Annotated in this window: 16 protein-coding genes; 10 read left to right on the top strand and 6 right to left on the bottom strand. The window is 41.1% G+C overall.

Annotated elements, in window-relative coordinates; all coding sequences use genetic code 11:
• Positions 1 to 128 precede the first annotated feature (128 nt).
• The 5 genes from ACSSVW_RS01115 to ACSSVW_RS01095 all read left to right on the top strand — a co-directional run bounded on the left by ACSSVW_RS01115 (position 129) and on the right by ACSSVW_RS01095 (position 6,363).
• Positions 129 to 1,334 carry an aspartate aminotransferase family protein gene (locus ACSSVW_RS01115; protein WP_065979022.1) on the top strand — a complete coding sequence of 402 codons (1,206 nt, stop codon included), beginning with the start codon at positions 129 to 131 and terminating at the stop codon, positions 1,332 to 1,334.
• Positions 1,335 to 1,381: 47 nt separating this feature from the next.
• Positions 1,382 to 2,416 carry an arginine N-succinyltransferase gene (astA, locus tag ACSSVW_RS01110; RefSeq protein WP_454178655.1) on the top strand — a complete coding sequence of 345 codons (1,035 nt, stop codon included), beginning with the start codon at positions 1,382 to 1,384 and terminating at the stop codon, positions 2,414 to 2,416.
• Positions 2,417 to 2,443: 27 nt separating this feature from the next.
• A complete protein-coding gene (astD, locus tag ACSSVW_RS01105) occupies positions 2,444 to 3,916 on the top strand; it encodes a succinylglutamate-semialdehyde dehydrogenase (RefSeq protein ID WP_454178808.1) in 1,473 nt (490 codons plus the stop codon).
• 40 nt (positions 3,917 to 3,956) lie between these two features.
• Positions 3,957 to 4,760 carry a DUF1338 domain-containing protein gene (locus ACSSVW_RS01100; protein WP_118844849.1) on the top strand — a complete coding sequence of 268 codons (804 nt, stop codon included), beginning with the start codon at positions 3,957 to 3,959 and terminating at the stop codon, positions 4,758 to 4,760.
• 379 nt (positions 4,761 to 5,139) lie between these two features.
• Positions 5,140 to 6,363, top strand: a complete 1,224-nt coding sequence (locus tag ACSSVW_RS01095) for a type III PLP-dependent enzyme (RefSeq protein WP_036972076.1) — start codon at positions 5,140 to 5,142, stop codon at positions 6,361 to 6,363.
• A gap of 139 nt (positions 6,364 to 6,502) precedes the next feature.
• On the opposite strand, the gene ACSSVW_RS01090 is transcribed toward ACSSVW_RS01095, so the two are convergent.
• The 3 genes from ACSSVW_RS01090 to ACSSVW_RS01080 form a co-directional block, all read right to left on the bottom strand.
• Positions 6,503 to 9,484: a TonB-dependent receptor gene (locus ACSSVW_RS01090; RefSeq protein WP_036972078.1), complete on the bottom strand. Its 2,982-nt coding sequence runs from the start codon at positions 9,482 to 9,484 to the stop codon at positions 6,503 to 6,505.
• 275 nt (positions 9,485 to 9,759) lie between these two features.
• Positions 9,760 to 11,040 carry a flavohemoglobin expression-modulating QEGLA motif protein gene (locus ACSSVW_RS01085; RefSeq protein WP_036972081.1) on the bottom strand — a complete coding sequence of 427 codons (1,281 nt, stop codon included), beginning with the start codon at positions 11,038 to 11,040 and terminating at the stop codon, positions 9,760 to 9,762.
• Positions 11,041 to 11,118: 78 nt separating this feature from the next.
• On the bottom strand, positions 11,119 to 11,979 hold the full coding sequence (locus tag ACSSVW_RS01080) for a redoxin domain-containing protein (protein ID WP_304634015.1): 861 nt from the start codon (positions 11,977 to 11,979) through the stop codon (positions 11,119 to 11,121).
• A gap of 193 nt (positions 11,980 to 12,172) precedes the next feature.
• Between ACSSVW_RS01080 and ACSSVW_RS01075 the strand changes: the two genes are divergently transcribed.
• The 5 genes from ACSSVW_RS01075 to ACSSVW_RS01055 all read left to right on the top strand — a co-directional run bounded on the left by ACSSVW_RS01075 (position 12,173) and on the right by ACSSVW_RS01055 (position 16,248).
• Positions 12,173 to 12,433, top strand: a complete 261-nt coding sequence (locus tag ACSSVW_RS01075) for a DUF3081 domain-containing protein (protein ID WP_036972083.1) — start codon at positions 12,173 to 12,175, stop codon at positions 12,431 to 12,433.
• A 7-nt stretch (positions 12,434 to 12,440) separates the two neighbouring features.
• The gene (locus ACSSVW_RS01070) at positions 12,441 to 12,737 is read left to right on the top strand and encodes a hypothetical protein (RefSeq protein WP_421420294.1); all 297 of its coding nucleotides are present in this window, start codon (positions 12,441 to 12,443) and stop codon (positions 12,735 to 12,737) included.
• A gap of 81 nt (positions 12,738 to 12,818) precedes the next feature.
• Positions 12,819 to 14,414, top strand: a complete 1,596-nt coding sequence (locus ACSSVW_RS01065) for an AbgT family transporter (protein ID WP_036972087.1) — start codon at positions 12,819 to 12,821, stop codon at positions 14,412 to 14,414.
• Positions 14,415 to 14,527: 113 nt separating this feature from the next.
• Entirely contained in the window at positions 14,528 to 15,493 is a 966-nt protein-coding gene (locus ACSSVW_RS01060; RefSeq protein WP_083422876.1) for a Solitary outer membrane autotransporter beta-barrel domain, read from the top strand.
• A 236-nt stretch (positions 15,494 to 15,729) separates the two neighbouring features.
• Entirely contained in the window at positions 15,730 to 16,248 is a 519-nt protein-coding gene (locus tag ACSSVW_RS01055; protein WP_036972091.1) for a protein tyrosine phosphatase family protein, read from the top strand.
• 14 nt (positions 16,249 to 16,262) lie between these two features.
• Here ACSSVW_RS01055 and ACSSVW_RS01050 read toward each other — a convergent pair whose 3' ends face one another.
• The 3 genes from ACSSVW_RS01050 to ACSSVW_RS01040 all read right to left on the bottom strand — a co-directional run bounded on the left by ACSSVW_RS01050 (position 16,263) and on the right by ACSSVW_RS01040 (position 20,544).
• Positions 16,263 to 16,769, bottom strand: a complete 507-nt coding sequence (locus ACSSVW_RS01050) for an Sbal_3080 family lipoprotein (protein WP_036972093.1) — start codon at positions 16,767 to 16,769, stop codon at positions 16,263 to 16,265.
• A 24-nt stretch (positions 16,770 to 16,793) separates the two neighbouring features.
• Entirely contained in the window at positions 16,794 to 19,046 is a 2,253-nt protein-coding gene (locus tag ACSSVW_RS01045; RefSeq protein ID WP_454178807.1) for a DUF5916 domain-containing protein, read from the bottom strand.
• A gap of 196 nt (positions 19,047 to 19,242) precedes the next feature.
• Positions 19,243 to 20,544 carry a DEAD/DEAH box helicase gene (locus ACSSVW_RS01040; protein ID WP_036972099.1) on the bottom strand — a complete coding sequence of 434 codons (1,302 nt, stop codon included), beginning with the start codon at positions 20,542 to 20,544 and terminating at the stop codon, positions 19,243 to 19,245.
• Positions 20,545 to 20,622: the final 78 nt, after the last annotated feature.

Raw genomic sequence — 20,622 nt, 5'->3', positions numbered from 1 at the left:
AAACCAGATAATATAAATAATTGATAAGAAAAATAATCTCATCGTGCGTAACTAGGCAGGAACGGCTTAACTAACCTAGTTTTTGCAATTTTAATTTTTTCATATTAAGCCAGATTTAGGTGCAACACATGCAAGTAACAAGAGAATTATTCAACGACGTAATGGTGCCAAACTATAACCCTTCAGAGGTTATCCCAGTTCGTGGCGAGGGTTCACGCGTGTGGGATCAAAACGGTAAAGAGTTTATCGACTTTGCAGGTGGTATTGCAGTGAACTGCTTAGGTCATTGTCACCCTGCCCTTGTTAATGCATTAAAAGAGCAAGGCGAGAAAATTTGGCATTTATCAAATGTAATGACGAACGAACCGGCATTGCGTTTGGCTAAGAAGCTCACTGATGCGACCTTTGCTGATAAGGTTTATTTTGCAAACTCAGGGGCAGAAGCAAACGAAGCCGCTTTAAAACTCGCGCGTCGTTGGGCATTAGATGTACATGGTGAACAAAAGAATCAAATTATTGCCTTTAATAAAGGCTTTCATGGCCGTACATTTTTTACTGTAACGGTAGGTGGTCAAGCGGCGTATTCTGATGGCTTTGGTCCAAAACCAGCTGCCATCGATCATTGTGATTACAATGACCTTGCTGCATTTGAAGCGCTTATCAGCGACAACACATGTGCGGTTATGATGGAACCTTTGCAAGGTGAAGGCGGTATTATTTCGCCAACTAGCGACTTTGTTAAAGGGGTCCGCGCATTATGTGACAAACACAACGCACTTCTCATTTTTGATGAAGTACAAACGGGTGTTGGCCGCACAGGCGCTCTATACGCTTACCAAGATTTAGACGTAACACCTGATATCCTAACAACAGCAAAAGCACTGGGTGGTGGCTTCCCTATCGGTGCCATGATCACCAAAGCTGATATTGCCGAGCACCTAAAAGTAGGGACACATGGCTCTACTTATGGCGGTAATCCATTAGCGTGCGCTGTAGCTGAAGCGGCATTCGATACAGTTAACACACCAGACGTGCTTGCTGGAGTTAAAGAGCGCGAACAACTTTTACGTGATGGCTTAAAAGCCATTAACGAAAAATACGACGTATTTAGTGAAGTACGTGGTAAGGGTCTATTATTAGGTGCAGTGCTTAACAGTAAATATGAAGGCCGTTCTCGTGACTTCCTCGTTGCAAGCACTCAGCACGGTTTAATGAGCCTAGTTGCTGGCACAAATGTTGTGCGCTTTACGCCTTCTTTAGTGATCCCACTTGAAGATATCAAAGAAGGTTTAGCACGCTTTGAAAAAGCGGTTGCAGACGTTGTAAACGGTTAATCCAAGTTGGCGTGCTGTTAATTCAGCACGCCATCGGAGAGCAATGAATGCAAGTATTACGTCCAATTACTGCAAATGATTTTGCAGCTTTAAAGCAAATTGCCATTGAATCGGGCCATGGTTTTACCTCACTCCCGGTTGATGACAATTTATTGCTAGAAAAAATTGACCGCGCTGAACGCAGTTTTGCCAAAGACATCAACAAACCACATGATGAAACCTATTTATTTGTTTTAGAAGACAGTAAATCCGGTCAAGTCATTGGTACCACAGCCATTGAGGCTGCGGTAGGTATGTCGGTCCCACTTTATCATTATCACTTAGGTAAAACAGTCCATCATTCTCGCACGCTTAACGTGTATAACACGGTTGATATTTTGAGCATGTGTAATGATTACACAGGCTGTTCCGAAATTTGTACCTTATTTTTACGTGAGCAAAACCGTAAAGGGTTAACCGGACGATTTTTATCACGCTCGCGCTTTTTATTTATGGCGCAGCACAGTGAGCGTTTTGCAGACACCGTTATCGCAGAAATGCGCGGTGTCAGTGATGAAAAAGGACATTCACCCTTTTGGCAATGGTTACAAGAACACTTTTTTAGTATTGAGTTCCCACAAGCAGATCACTTAGTGGGCTTGGGCGATAAAGTATTCATTAGCGAACTCATGCCAAAATACCCAATTTATGCCAACCTTTTAAGCAAAAAAGCGCAAGCTGTGATTGGTAAAGTGCACGAAAAAACCAAACCAGCACTCAAACTACTCGAAAAAGAAGGGTTTGAGCATCGCGGCTATGTTGACCTATTCGATGCAGGCCCCACGGTAGAAGCAAAACTTGGCAATATTCGCAGCATTCGTGAATCACAGGTATGCCCTATTACCATTGCTGAACTGGCGCATATAAACGAAAAAAGCTCAGACACATTGGCAATCTGCAATCAAGGTGTGAATGACTTTAGAGCCACATTCACAAAGCATGCTCATTATAACCACGCAAAACACACGCTTATTGTCAGCCAAGAAGTGGCCAATGCACTTAAATTAAAACAAGGGGATGCAGCGCGATTTTTCCGCCTGTAGCCGCTTAAGGAGATTACGGTGAGTCAAATAACTCAAGATACGCAATTAATAAATAACCAGTGGCAGCATGGTCTAGGCCACGAGTTCAACTCTGTTAACCCAAGCAATGGTGATATTGTTTGGCAAGGCAAAACAGCCACAGCAGAGCAAGTGGATGCTGCCATAAAAGCAGCACGAGAAGCACAACTAGACTGGGCAGACAAAACCGTTGATGAACGCATTGCAGTATTAGAGCGCTTCGCAGACCAATTAAAAGAACATAGCGAAGAGTTTGCAACAATTATTGCCCGTGAAACAGGTAAGCCATTATGGGAAACGCGCACTGAAGTAGGCGCGATGACCGGTAAAATTGCTATTTCAATTAAAGCATACCACGAACGTACTGGCACAACCGAAAACCCAATGCCAGGCGCCAAAGCGTTTATTCGACACAAACCACACGGTGTTGTCGCAGTGTTTGGCCCTTACAATTTCCCTGGTCACTTACCAAATGGCCACATTGTTCCTGCCATTTTAGCGGGTAATACCGTGGTGTTTAAACCTTCTGAACTGACCCCTCATGTTGCAGAGTTTACATTAAAACTGTGGCTAAAAGCCGGTTTACCAGCAGGTGTCATCAACCTTGTACAAGGTGAAGTGGATACTGGGATTGCCCTTGCCAGCCATAAAGATATTGATGGTTTATTCTTTACCGGCAGCTCAAACACAGGTCACCTATTACATAAACAATTTGCAGGCAACCCAGGTAAAATTTTAGCGTTGGAGATGGGCGGTAATAACCCGCTTATTGTAAAAGGTGTCGCTGATATCAACGCTGCGGTTCACGATATCATTCAATCAGGTTTTATTACCTCAGGTCAACGCTGTACCTGTGCACGCCGATTATTCATTGAGAATACACAAAATGGTGATGCTATCTTAGACAAATTAGTGGCAGCAACTAAGCACATTGTCGTCGCAGATAGCTTTAGTGAAGAGCAGCCATTTATGGGCGCAATGATCAGCGAAAAAGCAGCGCTTGGCATGGTTGCTGCGCAGCAACAACTTATTGAAATGGGGGCAACTCCCCTTGTTGAACTAACACATCTACAACCGGGCACAGGCTTTGTAAGCCCAGGAATTATTGATGTGACGAATGTAAAAGAGATGCCTGATGAAGAGCACTTTGGACCACTCATCAAGGTATATCGCTATACAGACTTTGATAGCGCGATTGAAGAGGCAAATAACACCGCATTTGGTTTATCTGCCGGTTTATTAAGTGATGCAAGTGCAGACTATGATCACTTCTTAAAACGTATTCGTGCTGGTATTGTTAACTGGAATCGTCCAATAACAGGGGCTTCTAGCGCCGCACCGTTTGGTGGTATTGGGGCAAGCGGAAACCACAGAGCAAGCGCATACTATGCAGCAGACTACTGTGCATACCCTGTTGCTTCTGTAGAGGCCGACAAAGTTAACTTACCTCAAACCCTTGCGCCGGGCTTAATTATTGAATAATTGATTGGCGGTCTTACCGCCTTAAATGAAGGAATTTAAAATGCACACAGATGTAAATGCCCTATTTGAAAAACTCTGGGATAACTATTTATCAGTTACGCCTTCGGCAGTGAAAGTTCATGAGTTACTGGGTTCGACACAAAAAGATGATGTAATAAACGACCACATTGCATTACGTACTTTTAACCATGAAAAGATTGGCCTCGAAAAGCTCGCAGCCCACTTCTTAGCCGTGGGCTATAAAGAGTGTGGTGAATACCACTTCGAAGCAAAAAAACTGTATGCAAAGCACTATGAACATTCAGATCCGAAACAACCTAAAGTGTTTATTTCTGAATTACTTGTAGAGCAATGTTCAGCAGAGTTACAAGCCATTGTTAACGACATGGTAGAAAAAATTGATGCCGATGCCGTCACTGCTGATAACTTTTTATACTCAGGGACTCATTGGCAAGTAAGCTCAGACACTTACAAAAAACTATTAGCTGAGAGTGAATATGCAGCGTGGATGTCAGCATGGGGCTACCGTGCCAATCACTTCACAGTTAGCATTAACGAACTTGCCAAGTTTGATAACATTGAGAGCGTAAACCAAGCATTGAAAGACGCAGGCTTTGCACTCAATACCTCTGGCGGTGAAATTAAAGGCTCACCAGAGGTACTTCTTGAACAATCATCAACTTTAGCTGATGACAGTGAAGTAGAATTTAGTGATGGTAAAATGGCAGTACCAAGCTGTTTTTACGAGTTCGCACTACGTTATCCAAAACCCGATGGCGAACTTTACACAGGCTTTGTGGCGGCCTCTGCTGATAAAATATTTGAAAGTACCAATGCACGCTAATTAGCGGCAAGGTTCTGCAATTATAGAATTGATAAATCCCCTTTTTAAAGGGGATTTTTTTCGTTTAACAAACAATATTAATCCATAGAATAAATATTATTAATCGATTTATACCCTTGAAAAATAACAATAAAAAATTATTTTTATTTTCCTAAAAAATTTTATTGCACAAATAAAAAACCAGATCTATTATCTCGCTGCTTCTTGATGATAGCCAATCCGAGTACATTACAAACCCTGTTTGTAGCAAGGCGATAGAGCAACTATCCAAGAGTGAATTTGATTGCACACCCTTTATAAATATGTGCGCTTTTAATGACACTCAACTGACTCGGACTTCCATTTTTACCGAGCGGTTGCTTAATTGCCGGAGAGTAAAATGGCTATTTCAACACTTACACAAGACTTAACAATCAAAGTACCTGCAGCTACGGTTGCTGCAAACCAAACATTACATTTTGCACAACCGTCAAATCAACTTATTGAGCAATTAGTTGCACAACACGGTGCCCCGCTAATGGTTTTAGACTGCGAGTCTGTTCGCCAACAGTACCGAGCTTTAAGCCGTGCTTTGCCGGGTGTGACTTTATACTTTGCACTGAAACCACTCCCGCATGCTGCTGTTGTACGAACTTTACTTGAAGAAGGTGCAAGCTTTGACTTAGCAACCAGTGGGGAAATTGATTTAGTTGCAAACCAAGGCGTGCCCAGTGAGCGTACTATTCACACTCACCCAATAAAACGCGATGCAGACATTCGTGATGCACTTGAATACGGTTGCAATGTGTTTGTGGTTGATAACATCAACGAACTCGAAAAGTTCATTGCATACAAAGACGACGTTGAACTTCTTGTTCGCTTAAGCTTTCGTAATGCAGACTCATTTGCTGATTTATCGAAAAAGTTTGGTTGCAGCCCTGCAATGGCGATTGACATTATTACCTACGCACAGCAACTGGGTATTCGTATTAAAGGTTTATCGTTCCATGTTGGTTCGCAGACAGCAAGCCCAAGCAAGTACGTTACAGCAATTTCAGCATGTAACCACGTAATTAATGAAGTGACAGCGCTGGGATTACCTGCATTAAGCACGCTTGATATTGGTGGCGGTTTCCCTGTGCCTTATAACAAAGATGTACTGCCTATTGATGAGTTTTGTGCGCCAATAAACGACGCGTTAGCGCAATTACCAGACACCGTTCGTGTAATTGCTGAACCCGGCCGCTTTATTGTTGCCGGTGCCGTCACCAGTGTTGCATCAGTCATGGGTCAAGCTGTACGCGAAGGCAAACCATGGTATTACTTAGATGATGGTATCTATGGCTCATTCAGTGGTTTACTTTTTGACGAAGCGAGTTACCCGATTGACTCATTAAAACAGTCAGGCGAGCGCGTAGAATCGGTACTGGCAGGCCCAACATGTGACAGTATTGACGTAGTAAGCGAGTCAATTATGCTACCAAAACTAAACAACGGTGATTTAATCATCAGTCGCATGATGGGTGCATATACATTAGCAACCGCAACCGACTTTAACTTTTTTAAACGTGCAGAAGTCATTGTATTAAACGATGTTGTACACGTTGATGCGCTAACAGGTTAACAAGTTCCTCGACAAAGCATGCAAGGCAAACATGCTTTAACTCTACAAAACGCAGCTGCTCATTCCAGCTGCGTTTTTTTATTAAAAAAGCCTTTTCAAATGAAAAGGCTTTAATTATTAAACGACTTAGAGTGCTGTCTTAAAACTTAAAGCTTGCGCTTAAACGAACATAACGCGGCTTTTGATAGTTAGTTGCTAACAAGTAATCTGGGTTAGCTGCACCTCGATAACCACCAAAATCCGGATCATATGCTGAAATAAATTCTGCAGTTTCATTGTATTCCGTTATTTCATCATTGTTGAATACATTGAATACATCCGCTCTAAATGTTAAGTCATGCTCAGAAATTTTCATGTTATATTGCAGACTTAAATCTAGGTTCCAAGTGTTTGGTGTGCGTCCTGCACTGCCACGAGGCACCAGCTCACCGTCTTTATAGAATGCTTCTGCACCATATAAAGATGCAAAGGCATCAGTTGGGTGTAGACCAAATGCTCCATAAGGACGACCAGTACGCCAGAAAAAATTAGAACCCATTGTTAGGTTTTCTGTAATTTCATAAGCAAACTGCATCTTAACCTGATGGCGTCTGTCATTTGGTAAGTTACCAGACGCACCATCCGTTAAGCCTGGTTGGTCAAAGTTAGTTGTTAAACCAGCATCGGTCTGTTCATTATCTGAACGAACATAACCTTCATTATTACCCCAGCTATGTGACCATGTGTAGGTAAAGTCTAACATCCAGCCATCAGCCCATGCTTTATTGAAGTTCACATCAACAGCACCATACTGACGCTCAGCTTTAGGATAGCCTAAATCTGAATTTGGAATCGTGTAGGCTCCGTATGCAAGTGGACCATCGCCATCAGGGTCAGTGGTAATTGTTACGTCTTCACCTGGATTTGTTAGTACATAATAATGGAAACCATCACACATGGTACATGAACTACCAAACTCTCGCTCAACATAATCGTTAAAGCCTTTATCGATCGCGATATCTTCTAATGAGCTTTTCAAGTCACGGTATGTCGCTTTTACACCCATACTCCAATCTTCAGTTAATACCGTTTGGAAACCTAAGATAAACTCATCTTGATACATTGGCTCAATGTCAGCGTTAACTGTTTCATCCGTGCCTTTTAACGTACCATCAGCAAGGATATCTTTTGCCGACAATGCTTCTCCAAGAATAGGCGCCTTCGAAATATCATCTGCAATTCCTAACACTTCGAAAAACTGACGAGTGTACAGTTCATCACCAGCTAGACGAATGTTGGTATTTGTTGCAACTGGTAAGAAGTAACGACCGTAGTTTGCAAATACTTTAAACTCGCCTTCACCGAATGGGTCCCAACTTGCACCTAAGCGCGGCGCCCATTGATCTGACACATCAACAAATTTTTGATTTTCTTTATTATAGTTTTCGAAGGTTTCATTACGTAAACCAAGTGATAGGGTTAAGTTATCGGTCACTGTCCACGTATCAGTAATATAGTATGCAGAGCTTTTCGTTGTGAAATCACCGTTGTTTATATAAAACTCTTGGCGAACCACACCACAGCTAGACGGGTCACCGGCTTTCACAGCATCTAAATCATCACAGCCTTGATAACGATAAGCAACACCACCTGAACGTTGAGTATTCTCAGTAGAATCAAGCTCTTCATAATCTAGACCAAAACGTAGTGTATGAGAATCTGTCGCATACCAGTCAAAATCAAGACGATAAGCAGTACGTTTATCTTCTTGTAAACTAGGCGAGCTTAAAGCCCACTCGCCTAAATCAGTACCGCTAAAGCGCTCGTAAACCATGGGGTATTCACCAAACGGACTCGAACCAGCGTTTACATTACTGTAGTTCGCTTCGTTAATTCCACCCATCGCACTGACCGTTAAAGTGTCAGATAAAATACCTGTGTATTTTAATGAATAAGTCTTACCACCGCGTTTTAAAGTATAGTCACCTCGACGGCTAGTAATTTGACTTGCCTCTGGATCCCAATTGTATTTAATACTATCAAGATCACTTGAACTATCCCAACCCGTGAACTCTAAAATGTGATCATCTGTAATATAGTAATCAAGTTTAAGTGCTACAAATAAGTCGCCTGACTCACGTTCATACTTATTAGAAGTTGATGCATAGTCAGAGACACGTTCGTTGTAATTAACTAAACCAAAAAAGAATAACTTATCTTCAACAATTGAACCGCCAGCCCATAAGTTATAGTCATTTTCACCAACTTTACGCTGACTTTGGTCGCCATTAAAATATTCAGTGCCGTAAAGATCGACCCCTTCCTCTGTACGGTATGTTTGTGGAATGTCTTCTGCCATTGAGCTTGGCTCGAAATAGGTGCTCGCACCCCATACAAATTCATTTGTACCACGTTTGGTTGTCGCGTTGACTACCCCACCAGTAGAGCGACCAAATTCTGCAGAGTAGCCACCGGTTTTAACTTCAAATGTATCGTAAAATTCAAATGGTACATCTGCACCACCTAAACCGTTTCTGAAGTTAGTTACGTTCATGCCATTCACATAGTAACTATTTTCACCCACTGACGCGCCACCAAATGATGCTAAATTACCGAAACCTGCATCACCTTGTGTCGTTCCTGGCGCTAATAATGCAACTGAAGTTACATCACGTGCGACTGGTACGCGTGCCAATAATTCTTGGTCAACAAAAGTAACAGACTCACTTGATGAAACATCAATTGAACTAATTCGATTACCCATCACTTCAATCACTTCAGGTTTTTCTCCTGATGCGTATAGCGTCACAGGTAAACTTGTTTTAACACCCATATTGATTCTTAAACCAGACTCTTGAGCCAGTACATAACCGTCTTTTTTTACAGACACGGTATAAGAACCCGTTGGTAATAGAGGAAAACGGTATGAGCCATTTTCTGATGTAACAAGTGTACGTGTTAGGCCTGTTTCTTCATTTTTTATTTCTATCACAGCCCCTGACAATTGCTGACCCTGGCTAGATTCCACAACACCTGTTAAAAAGCCCGATGATGCACTGTCTGCAGCCATTACATTGTGTGCGCTCAATGCACCCATAATAGTCAACGCTATTATGCTTTTTTTATAATTATTAAATCCCATTTGGACACCTCTCGTTATTGTTACCAAAATGTAACATACCTTTTCTATCACTATATCGTTTACAACAACAGTAAGGTGAATAACAAAAATAAAAACATAACGTTAACATCATGTAAATTGGCGAAAAGGAGGTTATACGGGGGCTGTAAGAAAAACCAGACTGTTTATAAAAAAGAAACAAAAACATGTATCGTAAACAAAAATTTACGATACATGCTAAATTTAGATGGAATTTGCTTTATATAATTATTGCATTACTTTTGAGTTTTTTATTCTCAAATAAACAAAGGTTTATAGTCATTCTCAAGTTGTTCAAATGACAAGTTGCCAATAAAACGCCCGAAACTGAGCCACGTAGCTAAACCTCTTAAATCTTTGAAGTGTGGAGGAATAAATTTAGGATCTTCAATCACTCCTAAGTCATGTAATTGTGAGATAAGCCTAAAATCATCAATTGAGATTTTGCCGACTAACAATAAATGTAATTGATCAATGCGACCTAACTGAATTGCAACACGGATCAAGTTATACACCAACACAAAGCCTTTAATGTAAGCAATGTCTTTCGTAAATGGCAGACCCGTTGCAGTGCTTCCTCTAAAGACACGTTGCGTTAACGTATAGCTGTCGTCTTTACTTAGCCCTTGCGCAATATAATCTCGATAAATATCAACAAACTCTGCACCATCAATTACTTTGGTAATACCTTGAATACGATTAACTAATTTAGCTAACCGCCTTGGTGTTGACTTAAGCGTAATTATTTCTGTCAAAACAGCTAAGCCTTCTTGGGTAACTGTTGAACTTGGAGTGCCCTTACTTAAACAGGTTAAATAAGGTTGAGCTAAACCATTTTGCGTGGTGCCAACGTGGATCCAGCCTTCATGCACTTCAAGAATATCAAGTTCTCGTTGTGAGAATTTCACATCTTGATTCAGCTTAATATTGTCAGCCCCTGCTGCTGCATCACTGACAATACCATCACTTAAAATAACTTCTACGTTTATACCCGGCATACTCTGCTTCACTTGCTCAGCCAGAATCTTTACCGCATCCACTGCCTCAATATTTTTTGGGTCATCGGGTAAAATGTCTGCATCAAGCATGCTTTTAAGGGGTTGTTCTAACATCGTAGCCAATTCAGCAAGCGAAGGCTCACCCGCATGGAATAAATCTTTTGGGTGACCAAATAACTCCACCGACAGGTCATGAAACTCGGGGGTTCCACGATATTCAATCATACTAAGTACGGTTTTATACTCTGTGCACATTTTACTCATGTACTGTGCAATAGGATTTAACTGACCGAGTTGACTGATGATATCGCGGTTAAGATCTGAAAATGCTCGGCGTAAATCACTTGGCACAAAACCAAGGTCACGCTGTTGGTAATAGGCTTGGTCAACTGTCGGGTTTTTTTGACATTTATGTTTAAAAAACTCTTCTTTGATCTGTTTATCCCAATTAATCGCATCAAGAATTCTGATCGGAGTTTGTAGGGCGATTAATCGGTCAGATAATTCGCGAGTTTTTGTTAATAATGCCTTATCAATCATGCTTTAAGCTCACAAGTAAATGAGCTTTGAGCATAGGCTAAATTCAGTGAATTACAAAGCAAATTCGCAGCGTTTTGACTAAAATTTTTCGCGTTTTGCAACACGCTTTCCATTCTCAAAGATTAATAAACTTGGCACCGAATTTATCCCATATTCAATAAATAAATCATTACCATAGTCAATTGAAACCGGCATATTGGCGGTGAATTTTTTAACATACTCAGCGACCGCATTATGGTCTGTCCAAAGCTGACTCACTTTTACTTCCACATCAATTCCCTGTACTGCAAGTTCATTAATGTACTTTTGAGCAAGTACACATTGCTTGGCCATTTGTGGACGGGTATCAGCTAAATACCAATCGCACCACGTTGTTGTAAACAACACCGCTTTTTTAGCGTCTTTGGGGATCACTAATTGCGTGCCACTCTTTTGCTTTTCATTAAGCAGCCTTACTTTATCAACTCGGCCATTGTGTGAGAGTAACCGTAACGTATTATCGAGCGGCTGATCGGCATCATGCCCTTGAAAAATCACATTTTGATTATTATCAATTAAGACATGAAAAGGCGTACCTAAAAACTCATAATGCTTTGCAACCTTCGCTGTATGGTCTGTGTACATAGGCATTGTGAGTGAAAACTGGTTTTCAACTTTCGCAACGGCATCCGCGTTATCATTAAGGTCTATATTGATAGCGATAAACTGAATTTTATCACCGTACTGTTCATAACTTCGTTGAAAATGTGGCATTTGCTGCATACAAGGTTTACACCAGGTGGCCCAGAATTTTAAGTAAACGGGTTTTTGTCCAAATAGGCTATTAAGACTAACCTCTTCGCCTGTGTGGGTTTGTAAAGTGAGTGGAGGTTGCGCTGACAACGGACTTCCTATACTCATAAGTAACATGAATAAAATTGTAATAGCTAAACGGCTCATACGGTCACCTGCAAATAGAAAACAGTTTAGTGGTGAGGTGTCGCTAAGGTATTGTAAATTTTCGACACCCACGGCACTTTTTTTGTTTTTTAATGACCTAACGCAAAACACTGGCGTATGAATATTCACATTACACAAAATAGCACTAAACTTTTTATAGGTATTTAACGTACTGAGAATAAAAGGAGTCATCATGAAAAATGAATTAGACGGTAAATTAATTCTTTCTGTTTACGAAAAAATTATCCAACACGGTGAAGACCATGAAGACGGCAAGCTCTATGAAGGCATTTGCGCTTTCTCTGATATTGATGGCTACACCGTCTACTTAAAAGGCAGTGGTGTTTTGCTTCGCTTTGGTTTTCATAATACTTATCACCTTGATTACCAACATGAGAAGAATAAAGACGACTTTATAAAGAAAATTCAATTTATTGCTAACGAGGAGCACTAACTTAACAATGTCGCGACGTGTAAAAGCTGAATCAAAGCAGCAAGTTGCTTACATAAATCAGGTAATTAGCGCACTGAAGGATGATCCTCGTAAGTTAGACATCATTCGTAAAAACCTAGACTTTTATCGCGAACAAAGCTTTCTCAAACGAGGTTTCTTGCTAGCAATAGAACGTTTCGATTGGGTCTTTGAAGCCAGTAACGGTGTAGACGAAGTGTGTGCGCAAATTCTTGCCGATGATTATATCGGTAAACGTTTACGCCGTTACCCTTTGCTGTACAAAGGGGTAATCAACCGCACTTAAAACATATCTTATCGCTAAAAACATGACCCAGAGGTCAAAAAATGCTAGGTTAACGCCATTTTGTAATTATGAGAACTGGATATGTCAAAAGCAGTAGATTCACCAACCACAAACGATGGTGATAACAATGGATTGTTTAACAGGTTCCTAGCGACTGTCGAATTTTTAGGGAATATGCTCCCCCACCCAATCACACTCTTTGCAATGTTTTGTGTGGCAATTATTGTTTTTAGCGGTGTTGCAGATTGGTTTGGATTAAGTGCCATAGACCCGCGCCCCGAAGGTGCCGCTGGCCGCGATCCTGATGGTGTGATTGAAGTAGTCAGCTTACTTAGCGCTGAAGGCTTGCAACGTATTGTGACAGGTCTTGTAACCAACTTCACCAGTTTCGCCCCGCTGGGCACTGTATTAGTTGCTCTTTTAGGTGTCAGTGTTGCTGAACATTCGGGACTACTCTCTGCAGCAATGCGCGGCATGGTCATGGGTGCATCAAAACGTTTAGTCACGTTTATGGTGGTCTTTGCGGCAATATTATCAAATACTGCATCTGAGCTTGGTTATGTTGTATTAATTCCTTTAGCCGCAATGATTTTCCACAGCTTGGGGCGTCATCCATTAGCAGGTCTTGCTGCAGCATTTGCAGGGGTATCCGGTGGTTACAGTGCGAATCTATTGCTAGGTACGATTGATCCACTGTTAGCGGGTATTACGACACCCGCGGCACAAATGATTGATCCAAATTATCAAGTAGGCGCCGAAGCTAACTGGTATTTCATGATGATTTCTGTATTCCTAATTGCTATTTTAGGCACTTTCGTTACCGAAAAGATTGTTGAACCACGCTTAGGTAAATACAACCCAGAAGAAGCAAGTAATGACTTACCTAAAAACGATATCGCAGGCTTAACGGCAAAAGAAAAATCAGGATTAAAGTGGGCGGGTGTCTCATTATTGGTTGTATCGCTGTTACTTGCATGGACCATTGTTCCTGACGATGGCATTTTGCGTAACCCTGAAACAGGCTTAGTTGCACACTCACCTTTCTTAAAAGGCATCGTGGTTTTTATTTTTGTCACGTTTGGTATTCCTGGATTTGTCTATGGCCGAGTTGTCGGCACGATGAAAAACGATAAAGACGTCATCGATGCGATGAGTAAAAGTATGAGCTCTATGGGCATGTATATCGTCTTGGTGTTCTTTGCAGCTCAATTTGTTGCCTTTTTCAAATGGACTAATCTAGGTACTATTTTAGCTATCAATGGGGCTGCACTTCTGCAAGCTTTAAACCTAACAGGCCCAGAGGTTTTCGTACTCTTTATTTTAATGTGTGCGCTAGTTAACTTGAGTTTAGGCTCATCCTCTGCACAGTGGGCAGTAACAGCACCTATTTTTGTGCCTATGTTAATGCTAATTGGCTACGCACCCGAAACCATTCAAGCGGCATACCGTATAGGTGACTCTGTGACAAACTTAATTACACCAATGATGAGCTACTTTGGTTTAATTTTGGCGGTTGCCACTAAATACAAAAAAGACATGGGTATTGGCACACTCGTCGCCACTATGTTGCCTTATAGCATGATTTTCTTTGTCGGTTGGGTTGCCCTATTTTATCTTTGGGTATTTGTATTAGGCCTTCCGGTGGGACCTGAATCACCTATTTATTACCAACCTTAATCACGATTAACGTTTAAAAGCCAAGTAGAATACTTGGCTTTTTTGTTTCGATTGTTGTGAGGCTGTGTATATACTTCTATGATTATTACTCCTGTTCCTATCCTTTATTTTTTATGACGTTACCGATAAAAGTCTGTGCTTTACTATGCTGTGTAATGACTTTCAGTTTGCAAGCAAACCCAACCAAACAGCTTGAAACTGCTTTATCAACGTCTTTAGTACTTACTGATGGCGACAGTATTACCTTGGGGTTTGGTGATTTTGATCCTCAAAAAATATTTAACCCTCACTTTACCAATAAAGATGGCGAGAGCATTGCCCTTCGCAAAAAGTTGCGCTTATACAGTGTTCCTTTCTCATGGGAGGCAAAACAGCCCTACTATGAACATAAGTGGCATATAAACGGCCGGGTCAGTTATTTGAATCAAGCTGATTTCATTTCACTCTTTGACGAAGCCCAATCCGACTCTATTTCTGAAACTGTCTATAGCGCCACGTTTGGTATTAATGCTGAAAAAGCACTTGGCTCAAAATGGTCCTATATTATTGGCTTAAATAGCCACTACCTACATTACGACAATGACTACGATTATAACTCTCAGCAAAGCCGTGACGTATTAAAACCGCTAACCAACAATCTCTATACCAATTTAAACAGTAATGCGCTGGTGTTAAATCCCAGCCTGTCTATGGTTTATAGATTGCCTCGACATTGGGGCTATTATGAATATAAGTTAAATATTAATTATTATTACGGCTGGGCTTTATCACAACCTAACGAAATTGAAAGTGCAAAGCCTGAAACAACACGGATACTTAATGGCATAAAAGCTAAATTTAATATGTTCAAAGTGGGCCCCTTTGAACAAGCTTTCTACATTAAAGGGCAACGCATTGACTTAGGTGGAGATAGCCCAGCTGCGTTTGGCACTGATCACTTTTATGAATATGGCCTTGGCTTTTTGTGGGACAGCCGTCACTGGACCTCATGGTTCGATAATTTTGGTATTGGTATCAATATTCATAGTGGGAGTAGTCTAGAGGGAGCCGCCATTGTGCTTTACTTCAATGAAATTTAGTTACTTAATTTTGATAGTTATTTCTCTTTTAAAGCACAACAATCAAATTTCAAACTAAGATGTACATTTTTAATCCGACAGATTAGAGTAAATACATAAAAGCAGTGTAAAAAGGGATGAAAACACATTTTTATCATCCTAAGTAACCACGCCTTTACTGAATAAGTCATCATAGACTGGGCATACTTGCGTGCGAACTGTTTATACCAAACATTAACCTAATTAAAAGAGACATTATGAATAAGCTCATACACTTAGCGTTATTCGCTTTACTGTCGTTTTCAACGATAGCCGCTCAAACAGACGTAACACAACTTGATATTTTAAACTTAAAAGCACAATCAGAGTCTGTTTATACCTCGGGTCAACCCAGCCAAACAGACTTTGCTAAGTTAAAAGACTTGGGGCTGCAAACAGTTATTAACTTACGCGGCGATAATGAAACTAGCTGGTCGGAGAAAGAGTTAGTAAGTGGACTCGGTATGAATTACTACCATATTCCAGTTCGTTCGAAAGCAGATATTACGCTTGAGAATGCCACAAAACTTCAAGCCTTACTGCAAACACATCAACAAGAAACCACCTTATTGCACTGTGCTAGTAGTAATCGTGTCGGTGCCTTGGTTGCGCTTTATCATGCTGTGACACTTAAAAAACCGATAGATGAAGCAATTGAAACCGGTAAACAATGGGGCCTGAAAAGCCTTGAAAGTGTGGTAAGAAATAAAGTTAAAGAAGAGATTGGTCAGCCATAGGCTGACCAACTTAATTAGATCGCTGTTTTTTCTGATTTATTTTTGTTTTTGCTTTCAACTTGCTGAAACATCGCATCGACCAGTTCGATAATTTTATCATTAGCATCAATAAACTTATCTAGCCCACCACCAGTGCGGTAGCTTGCTTGAGCAATCGTTTCTTTTTGCTCAGGATCCATCACCCAAATATTAGCATACGCCATGTACAGGGCGAGATCCCAATGCCAATTAGCGACATAAAAAGCAACTGCATCACAGCCATCCGTGTTAGCCGATGTAATATCCGTTTGGTACGCTTGATGTTTTAAAACATAGTTTGCTGGGATAACACGAGTTTTCACGTTATGTTTGGCAAACCCTGATTCTAGCGCCGTTACGACACCCTCTTTAACAGCTTGATGCTCTGCAATACACACTGTTTTTGGTACTTCGGCTTCAAAATGTGAGACGTCTTGTTTTGCTGCACACCCAGCAAGCACTGTTGCTACCGCAGTAACGACTGATAACTTTAATAACTTCATTGTTTTCCTTACTTATAATTATAACTAAAGCTGCCATGCATAGCTTAGTTTTGTGAAAAATGTTCGTTGATCACGTTCTAGCTCTTTTAAAGAGTCATCCTGATAGCCTTTATCCGAATAACCTAAATAGAACAGGGTTTGTGAATTTATTTTGTATGAATACACTAATTGGCTGGCGAAATCACGGTTAATTTCACTCACGTTAGAAAAATAGGCATCTCTATCACGATCTATGTCTTTAAATTGCAATACAAGCTTGAGCATTGAGCGCATATTAAATTTATAATACACACGTAAATCAGTGAGGTTTGCAGTATAAACGCGTTCATTTTGCTCGTTATCAAGGTAGCTATAACTATGCTCTAATTGAACTTGCCAGTGGTCATTAATATCCCAAGTCATTTCAGGCTCGACACGCACCATCGTGCCAAGTTGCGCATTGCTGTAGTCTATTTTGCTGCCATACTGAGCATACAGTAAAAAGCGGATATCGCGGATGGGCCTAAAACCGCCATAAATATAAGCGATGTTTTGATTAAAGAACTGCCCTGCGTAAAATTCATTGCGGTGAATAAAGCCGATTTCAGTCTGTGACTGCATTTTACCTTTAAAGGTAAAGAAGCCATCGTATTCTTCTTCGAGTAGGTCACCATTTTGTGCCCAGGTTTTATCCCACTCAGCATTATAGCTGTACTCAGTGATAATATCATCGGCATCACGATACCAGGTTTGACCGCCTCCGAGTTGAGCTTGTTTATAGTCAACTTTTGCTTGATAACCTAAGTCAGAGCGATACTCCTCACCAATGTTTTCATAGCTTGCATACAGTTCATAATCACGTTTGGTACGACTAAACTCTACTTTATAGGCCTGATCTGATTGCGTTTCTTCTAAGCCATAAACATCAACTAAAAAATCAGAGTTTTTTGTATCGGTTGTTGCAACTTGGTATTGCAAGCTGTCTGTTTGGTTAAACCAATAACTGCCATCGAGTGATAATACCGAGTTATGATAATCATCATTTTCCCGGTGTGTACTCATAACCCCGATAGTGCCTTTTTGACCAATATCAAATTGATAGCGCCCCACAGCGGCATGAGTTTTATCGCCTAGATTTGCAAAATATGAGCCTTGGTTGGTTGGTAATAACACACTGGTGTTGTCATCATCTGCATATATAAACCCATAGCTGTGGTTACCGGTCTTGCCTGTTAACTTAACGCCTACGTCAGGCTCGGCTATTGTGCGTGTATACAACAACTCGAACTGACTGGTTTTAAAATAGGATGCTCCATCTAAAAAGAATGGGCGTTTTTCAGCATAATAAATCGAGTAAGTGGTGTTAACATCAAGTTCAAGTGAGTCCGCTTCAACTTGCGAAAAGTCAGGGTTAATCGTTGCATTAATCACTGCATCTTGTGTAACGCCCCAGCGTAAATCAAGGCCCGCTTCTGTATCAACATCTCCATTTTGCCAATCACCTGGCAGCGTATTTTTTGTATCATTACGAAGCGCGGTCAAAGTCGGGGTAAGCTGAATATTCATACTTTGTGTCATGTCAGCAAACCCTGTTAGTTTATCAAACTGACAAAAACTGCACTTTACATCACGGTCAAAGCCTACGTTAGACATTTGATAAAACACATCACGCGGATAATTACGCCAAACAGCCAAGCTCCAAGTCAGTTGTTCTTTACCTTTTGGAAAACGCAGTGCCGTAAAGGGAATGCGCATCTCAACCACATAACCCTCATCGGTAATTTGACCCGCACTATCCCAGATTGCATCCCATGATGGGTCTTCCACCCAATCATCGATATCGGTCATGCGCATATCGCCTTGCGCACCTAGTGGGTTTACGTAAAACTCATAACCCGTTCGTTCGTCGTTAAAGGTATCGATCATCAGGGCAACATTATCGTCTTGCCACAGTGTATCTCTGTCACGAAGTGCTGCACGTATTTGTGACGGGTCTGGGTCTTTAGCAATAAAGCCAACGTACAAGTATTGGCCATCTTCATACAGGTAGGCATCGGTGTGTACCGGGGGCGTGCCCTTTTCATTAGGCTCATTCTGATATTTTAGCGGTACTTTTGTTGCTTGTTGCCAATGAGCTTCATCCATAACGCCATCAACACTGATTGATTCTTTAATATGCGCTAAAGCAAACTCCACTTTGTCGCTAGCCGTTGCTAGCGAAGAAATACTGACGCAACTGAAAATTAGGCAGGATTTTACAACACGGGTTATTATTTTTTTTAAGTACAGCATAAACATCCATTTAGACACGTGCGCACAAATTACACGACTTCATTGATTAAAAAAGCAATTGTAATTCAATAAGGTACACTTGTTAATAACAAACCACTCTTTTAACCATAAAAATTAACAAAAACACTCCTTTTGGACTAGTTTTAGGTTCAAAAAAGCCCCATGGCCGAAAGGCGATGGGGCTAATTACGACCAATAAACGCTATTTTTTTAAGCTAAGTTTATTGCCTTTAAGTGATTTTCTCACTTTAGCAATACGCGAGCGGTTCTTGGCTCTGGCTTCGCCGGTTGCCTGCCCTGATGGCTTATTGCTTCGGCTACGACGTAAATGAGATGGCTTTTTACCAATTTTGTCGATCAGGACTTCACGATTGCTTACTTCATAACCCGGCAGCACTATACGGTTAATGCGTTGACCAATTAACTTTTCAATATCGAATAACGTATTCTCTTCTTCGCGACTTACAAATGAGATTGCCTGTCCCGGTTTACCAGCACGTCCTGTACGACCAATACGGTGTACATAGTCTTCAGCAAGCCAAGGTAAATCAATATTGATCACTCGTGGAAGGCCTTCAATATCAATACCACGAGCTGCGACTTCAGTTGCAACAAGCACACGTACTTTACCTTCTTTAAATTCACGTAGTGCACGACGTCGGTTACCTTGGGTTTTATCACCATGGCACACAGCCGCAGGAATACCATCAAGGTTCAATTCTTTAACGAGCTCATCGGCTGTTTCTTTCATGTTGACGAACACTAACACTTGCTGCCAATTTTTCTTACCGATCAGTTCTGATAAAAGCTCTTGTTTACGGCGCTCTTCAACAGGGTAAACAACGTGCTGTACGGTTTCTGCGGTACTGTTTGTTTGATCGACACGAATAATTTCAGGTTGCTTAAGAACTTTGCTTGCAAACTGTTTTATCGCCGCGGGGTACGTTGCTGAAAAGAGTAAAATTTGACGTGTTTCATCACAGCCGTTTATAACCGTTTGCATATCAGTTATAAAACCCATATCGAGCATACGGTCTGCTTCATCAAGAACCAAGTGCTTTACATTTGCTAAGCTGATATTACCCAAACGAAGATGATCTAATAAACGACCAGGTGTCGCCACAACGATATCAACACCCGCTTTAAGATCGTTTGCTTGTCCGGCTAAATTAACACCACCAAATAAACACACTGTTTTTAGTGCCGTGTATTTAGCAAACGCTTTAACGTTATTGGCGATTTGCTCAGCAAGTTCACGCGTCGGAGCAAGCACAAGTGCGCTCGGCGCATTGTTATCGCTTAAGGTTGATTCAGATAATTTTTGAATAAGTGGCAGCGCAAACGCAGCGGTTTTACCGGTGCCTGTTTGTGCGCTAGCAAGTACATCTTTCCCTTTTCGTACCGCAGGAATTGCACTGCGTTGAACGGGAGTAAGCGTATGGAAATTAAGTTCTTCTAATGCCTGTAAGAGCTCAGAAGAAAAACTAAACGATTTAAAGTTCATGCTGTATAACCTGCGGCCATCATATCAAGGGTCGCAAATTATACAGAAAAAAAATGACTTTAGTTAGTTATTACTTCA

The organism is Pseudoalteromonas sp. MBR-15 (assembly GCF_053628915.1).
The sequence above is the reverse complement of the archived record's forward strand: the minus strand, read 5'-3'. Positions and strand labels throughout refer to the sequence as shown.

What these genes read in the sequence shown, in the direction of transcription:
- ACSSVW_RS01115 (WP_065979022.1), top strand. Translation starts at nt 129, where the DNA reads ATGCAAGTAACAAGAGAATTATTCAACGACGTAATGGTGCCAAACTAT.
- astA (WP_454178655.1), top strand. Translation starts at nt 1,382, where the DNA reads ATGCAAGTATTACGTCCAATTACTGCAAATGATTTTGCAGCTTTAAAG.
- ACSSVW_RS01100 (WP_118844849.1), top strand. Translation starts at nt 3,957, where the DNA reads ATGCACACAGATGTAAATGCCCTATTTGAAAAACTCTGGGATAACTAT.
- ACSSVW_RS01095 (WP_036972076.1), top strand. Translation starts at nt 5,140, where the DNA reads ATGGCTATTTCAACACTTACACAAGACTTAACAATCAAAGTACCTGCA.
- ACSSVW_RS01090 (WP_036972078.1), bottom strand. Translation starts at nt 9,484, where the DNA reads ATGGGATTTAATAATTATAAAAAAAGCATAATAGCGTTGACTATTATG.
- ACSSVW_RS01085 (WP_036972081.1), bottom strand. Translation starts at nt 11,040, where the DNA reads ATGATTGATAAGGCATTATTAACAAAAACTCGCGAATTATCTGACCGA.
- ACSSVW_RS01080 (WP_304634015.1), bottom strand. Translation starts at nt 11,979, where the DNA reads ATGAGCCGTTTAGCTATTACAATTTTATTCATGTTACTTATGAGTATA.
- ACSSVW_RS01075 (WP_036972083.1), top strand. Translation starts at nt 12,173, where the DNA reads ATGAAAAATGAATTAGACGGTAAATTAATTCTTTCTGTTTACGAAAAA.
- ACSSVW_RS01070 (WP_421420294.1), top strand. Translation starts at nt 12,441, where the DNA reads ATGTCGCGACGTGTAAAAGCTGAATCAAAGCAGCAAGTTGCTTACATA.
- ACSSVW_RS01065 (WP_036972087.1), top strand. Translation starts at nt 12,819, where the DNA reads ATGTCAAAAGCAGTAGATTCACCAACCACAAACGATGGTGATAACAAT.
- ACSSVW_RS01060 (WP_083422876.1), top strand. Translation starts at nt 14,528, where the DNA reads ATGACGTTACCGATAAAAGTCTGTGCTTTACTATGCTGTGTAATGACT.
- ACSSVW_RS01055 (WP_036972091.1), top strand. Translation starts at nt 15,730, where the DNA reads ATGAATAAGCTCATACACTTAGCGTTATTCGCTTTACTGTCGTTTTCA.
- ACSSVW_RS01050 (WP_036972093.1), bottom strand. Translation starts at nt 16,769, where the DNA reads ATGAAGTTATTAAAGTTATCAGTCGTTACTGCGGTAGCAACAGTGCTT.
- ACSSVW_RS01045 (WP_454178807.1), bottom strand. Translation starts at nt 19,046, where the DNA reads ATGTTTATGCTGTACTTAAAAAAAATAATAACCCGTGTTGTAAAATCC.
- ACSSVW_RS01040 (WP_036972099.1), bottom strand. Translation starts at nt 20,544, where the DNA reads ATGAACTTTAAATCGTTTAGTTTTTCTTCTGAGCTCTTACAGGCATTA.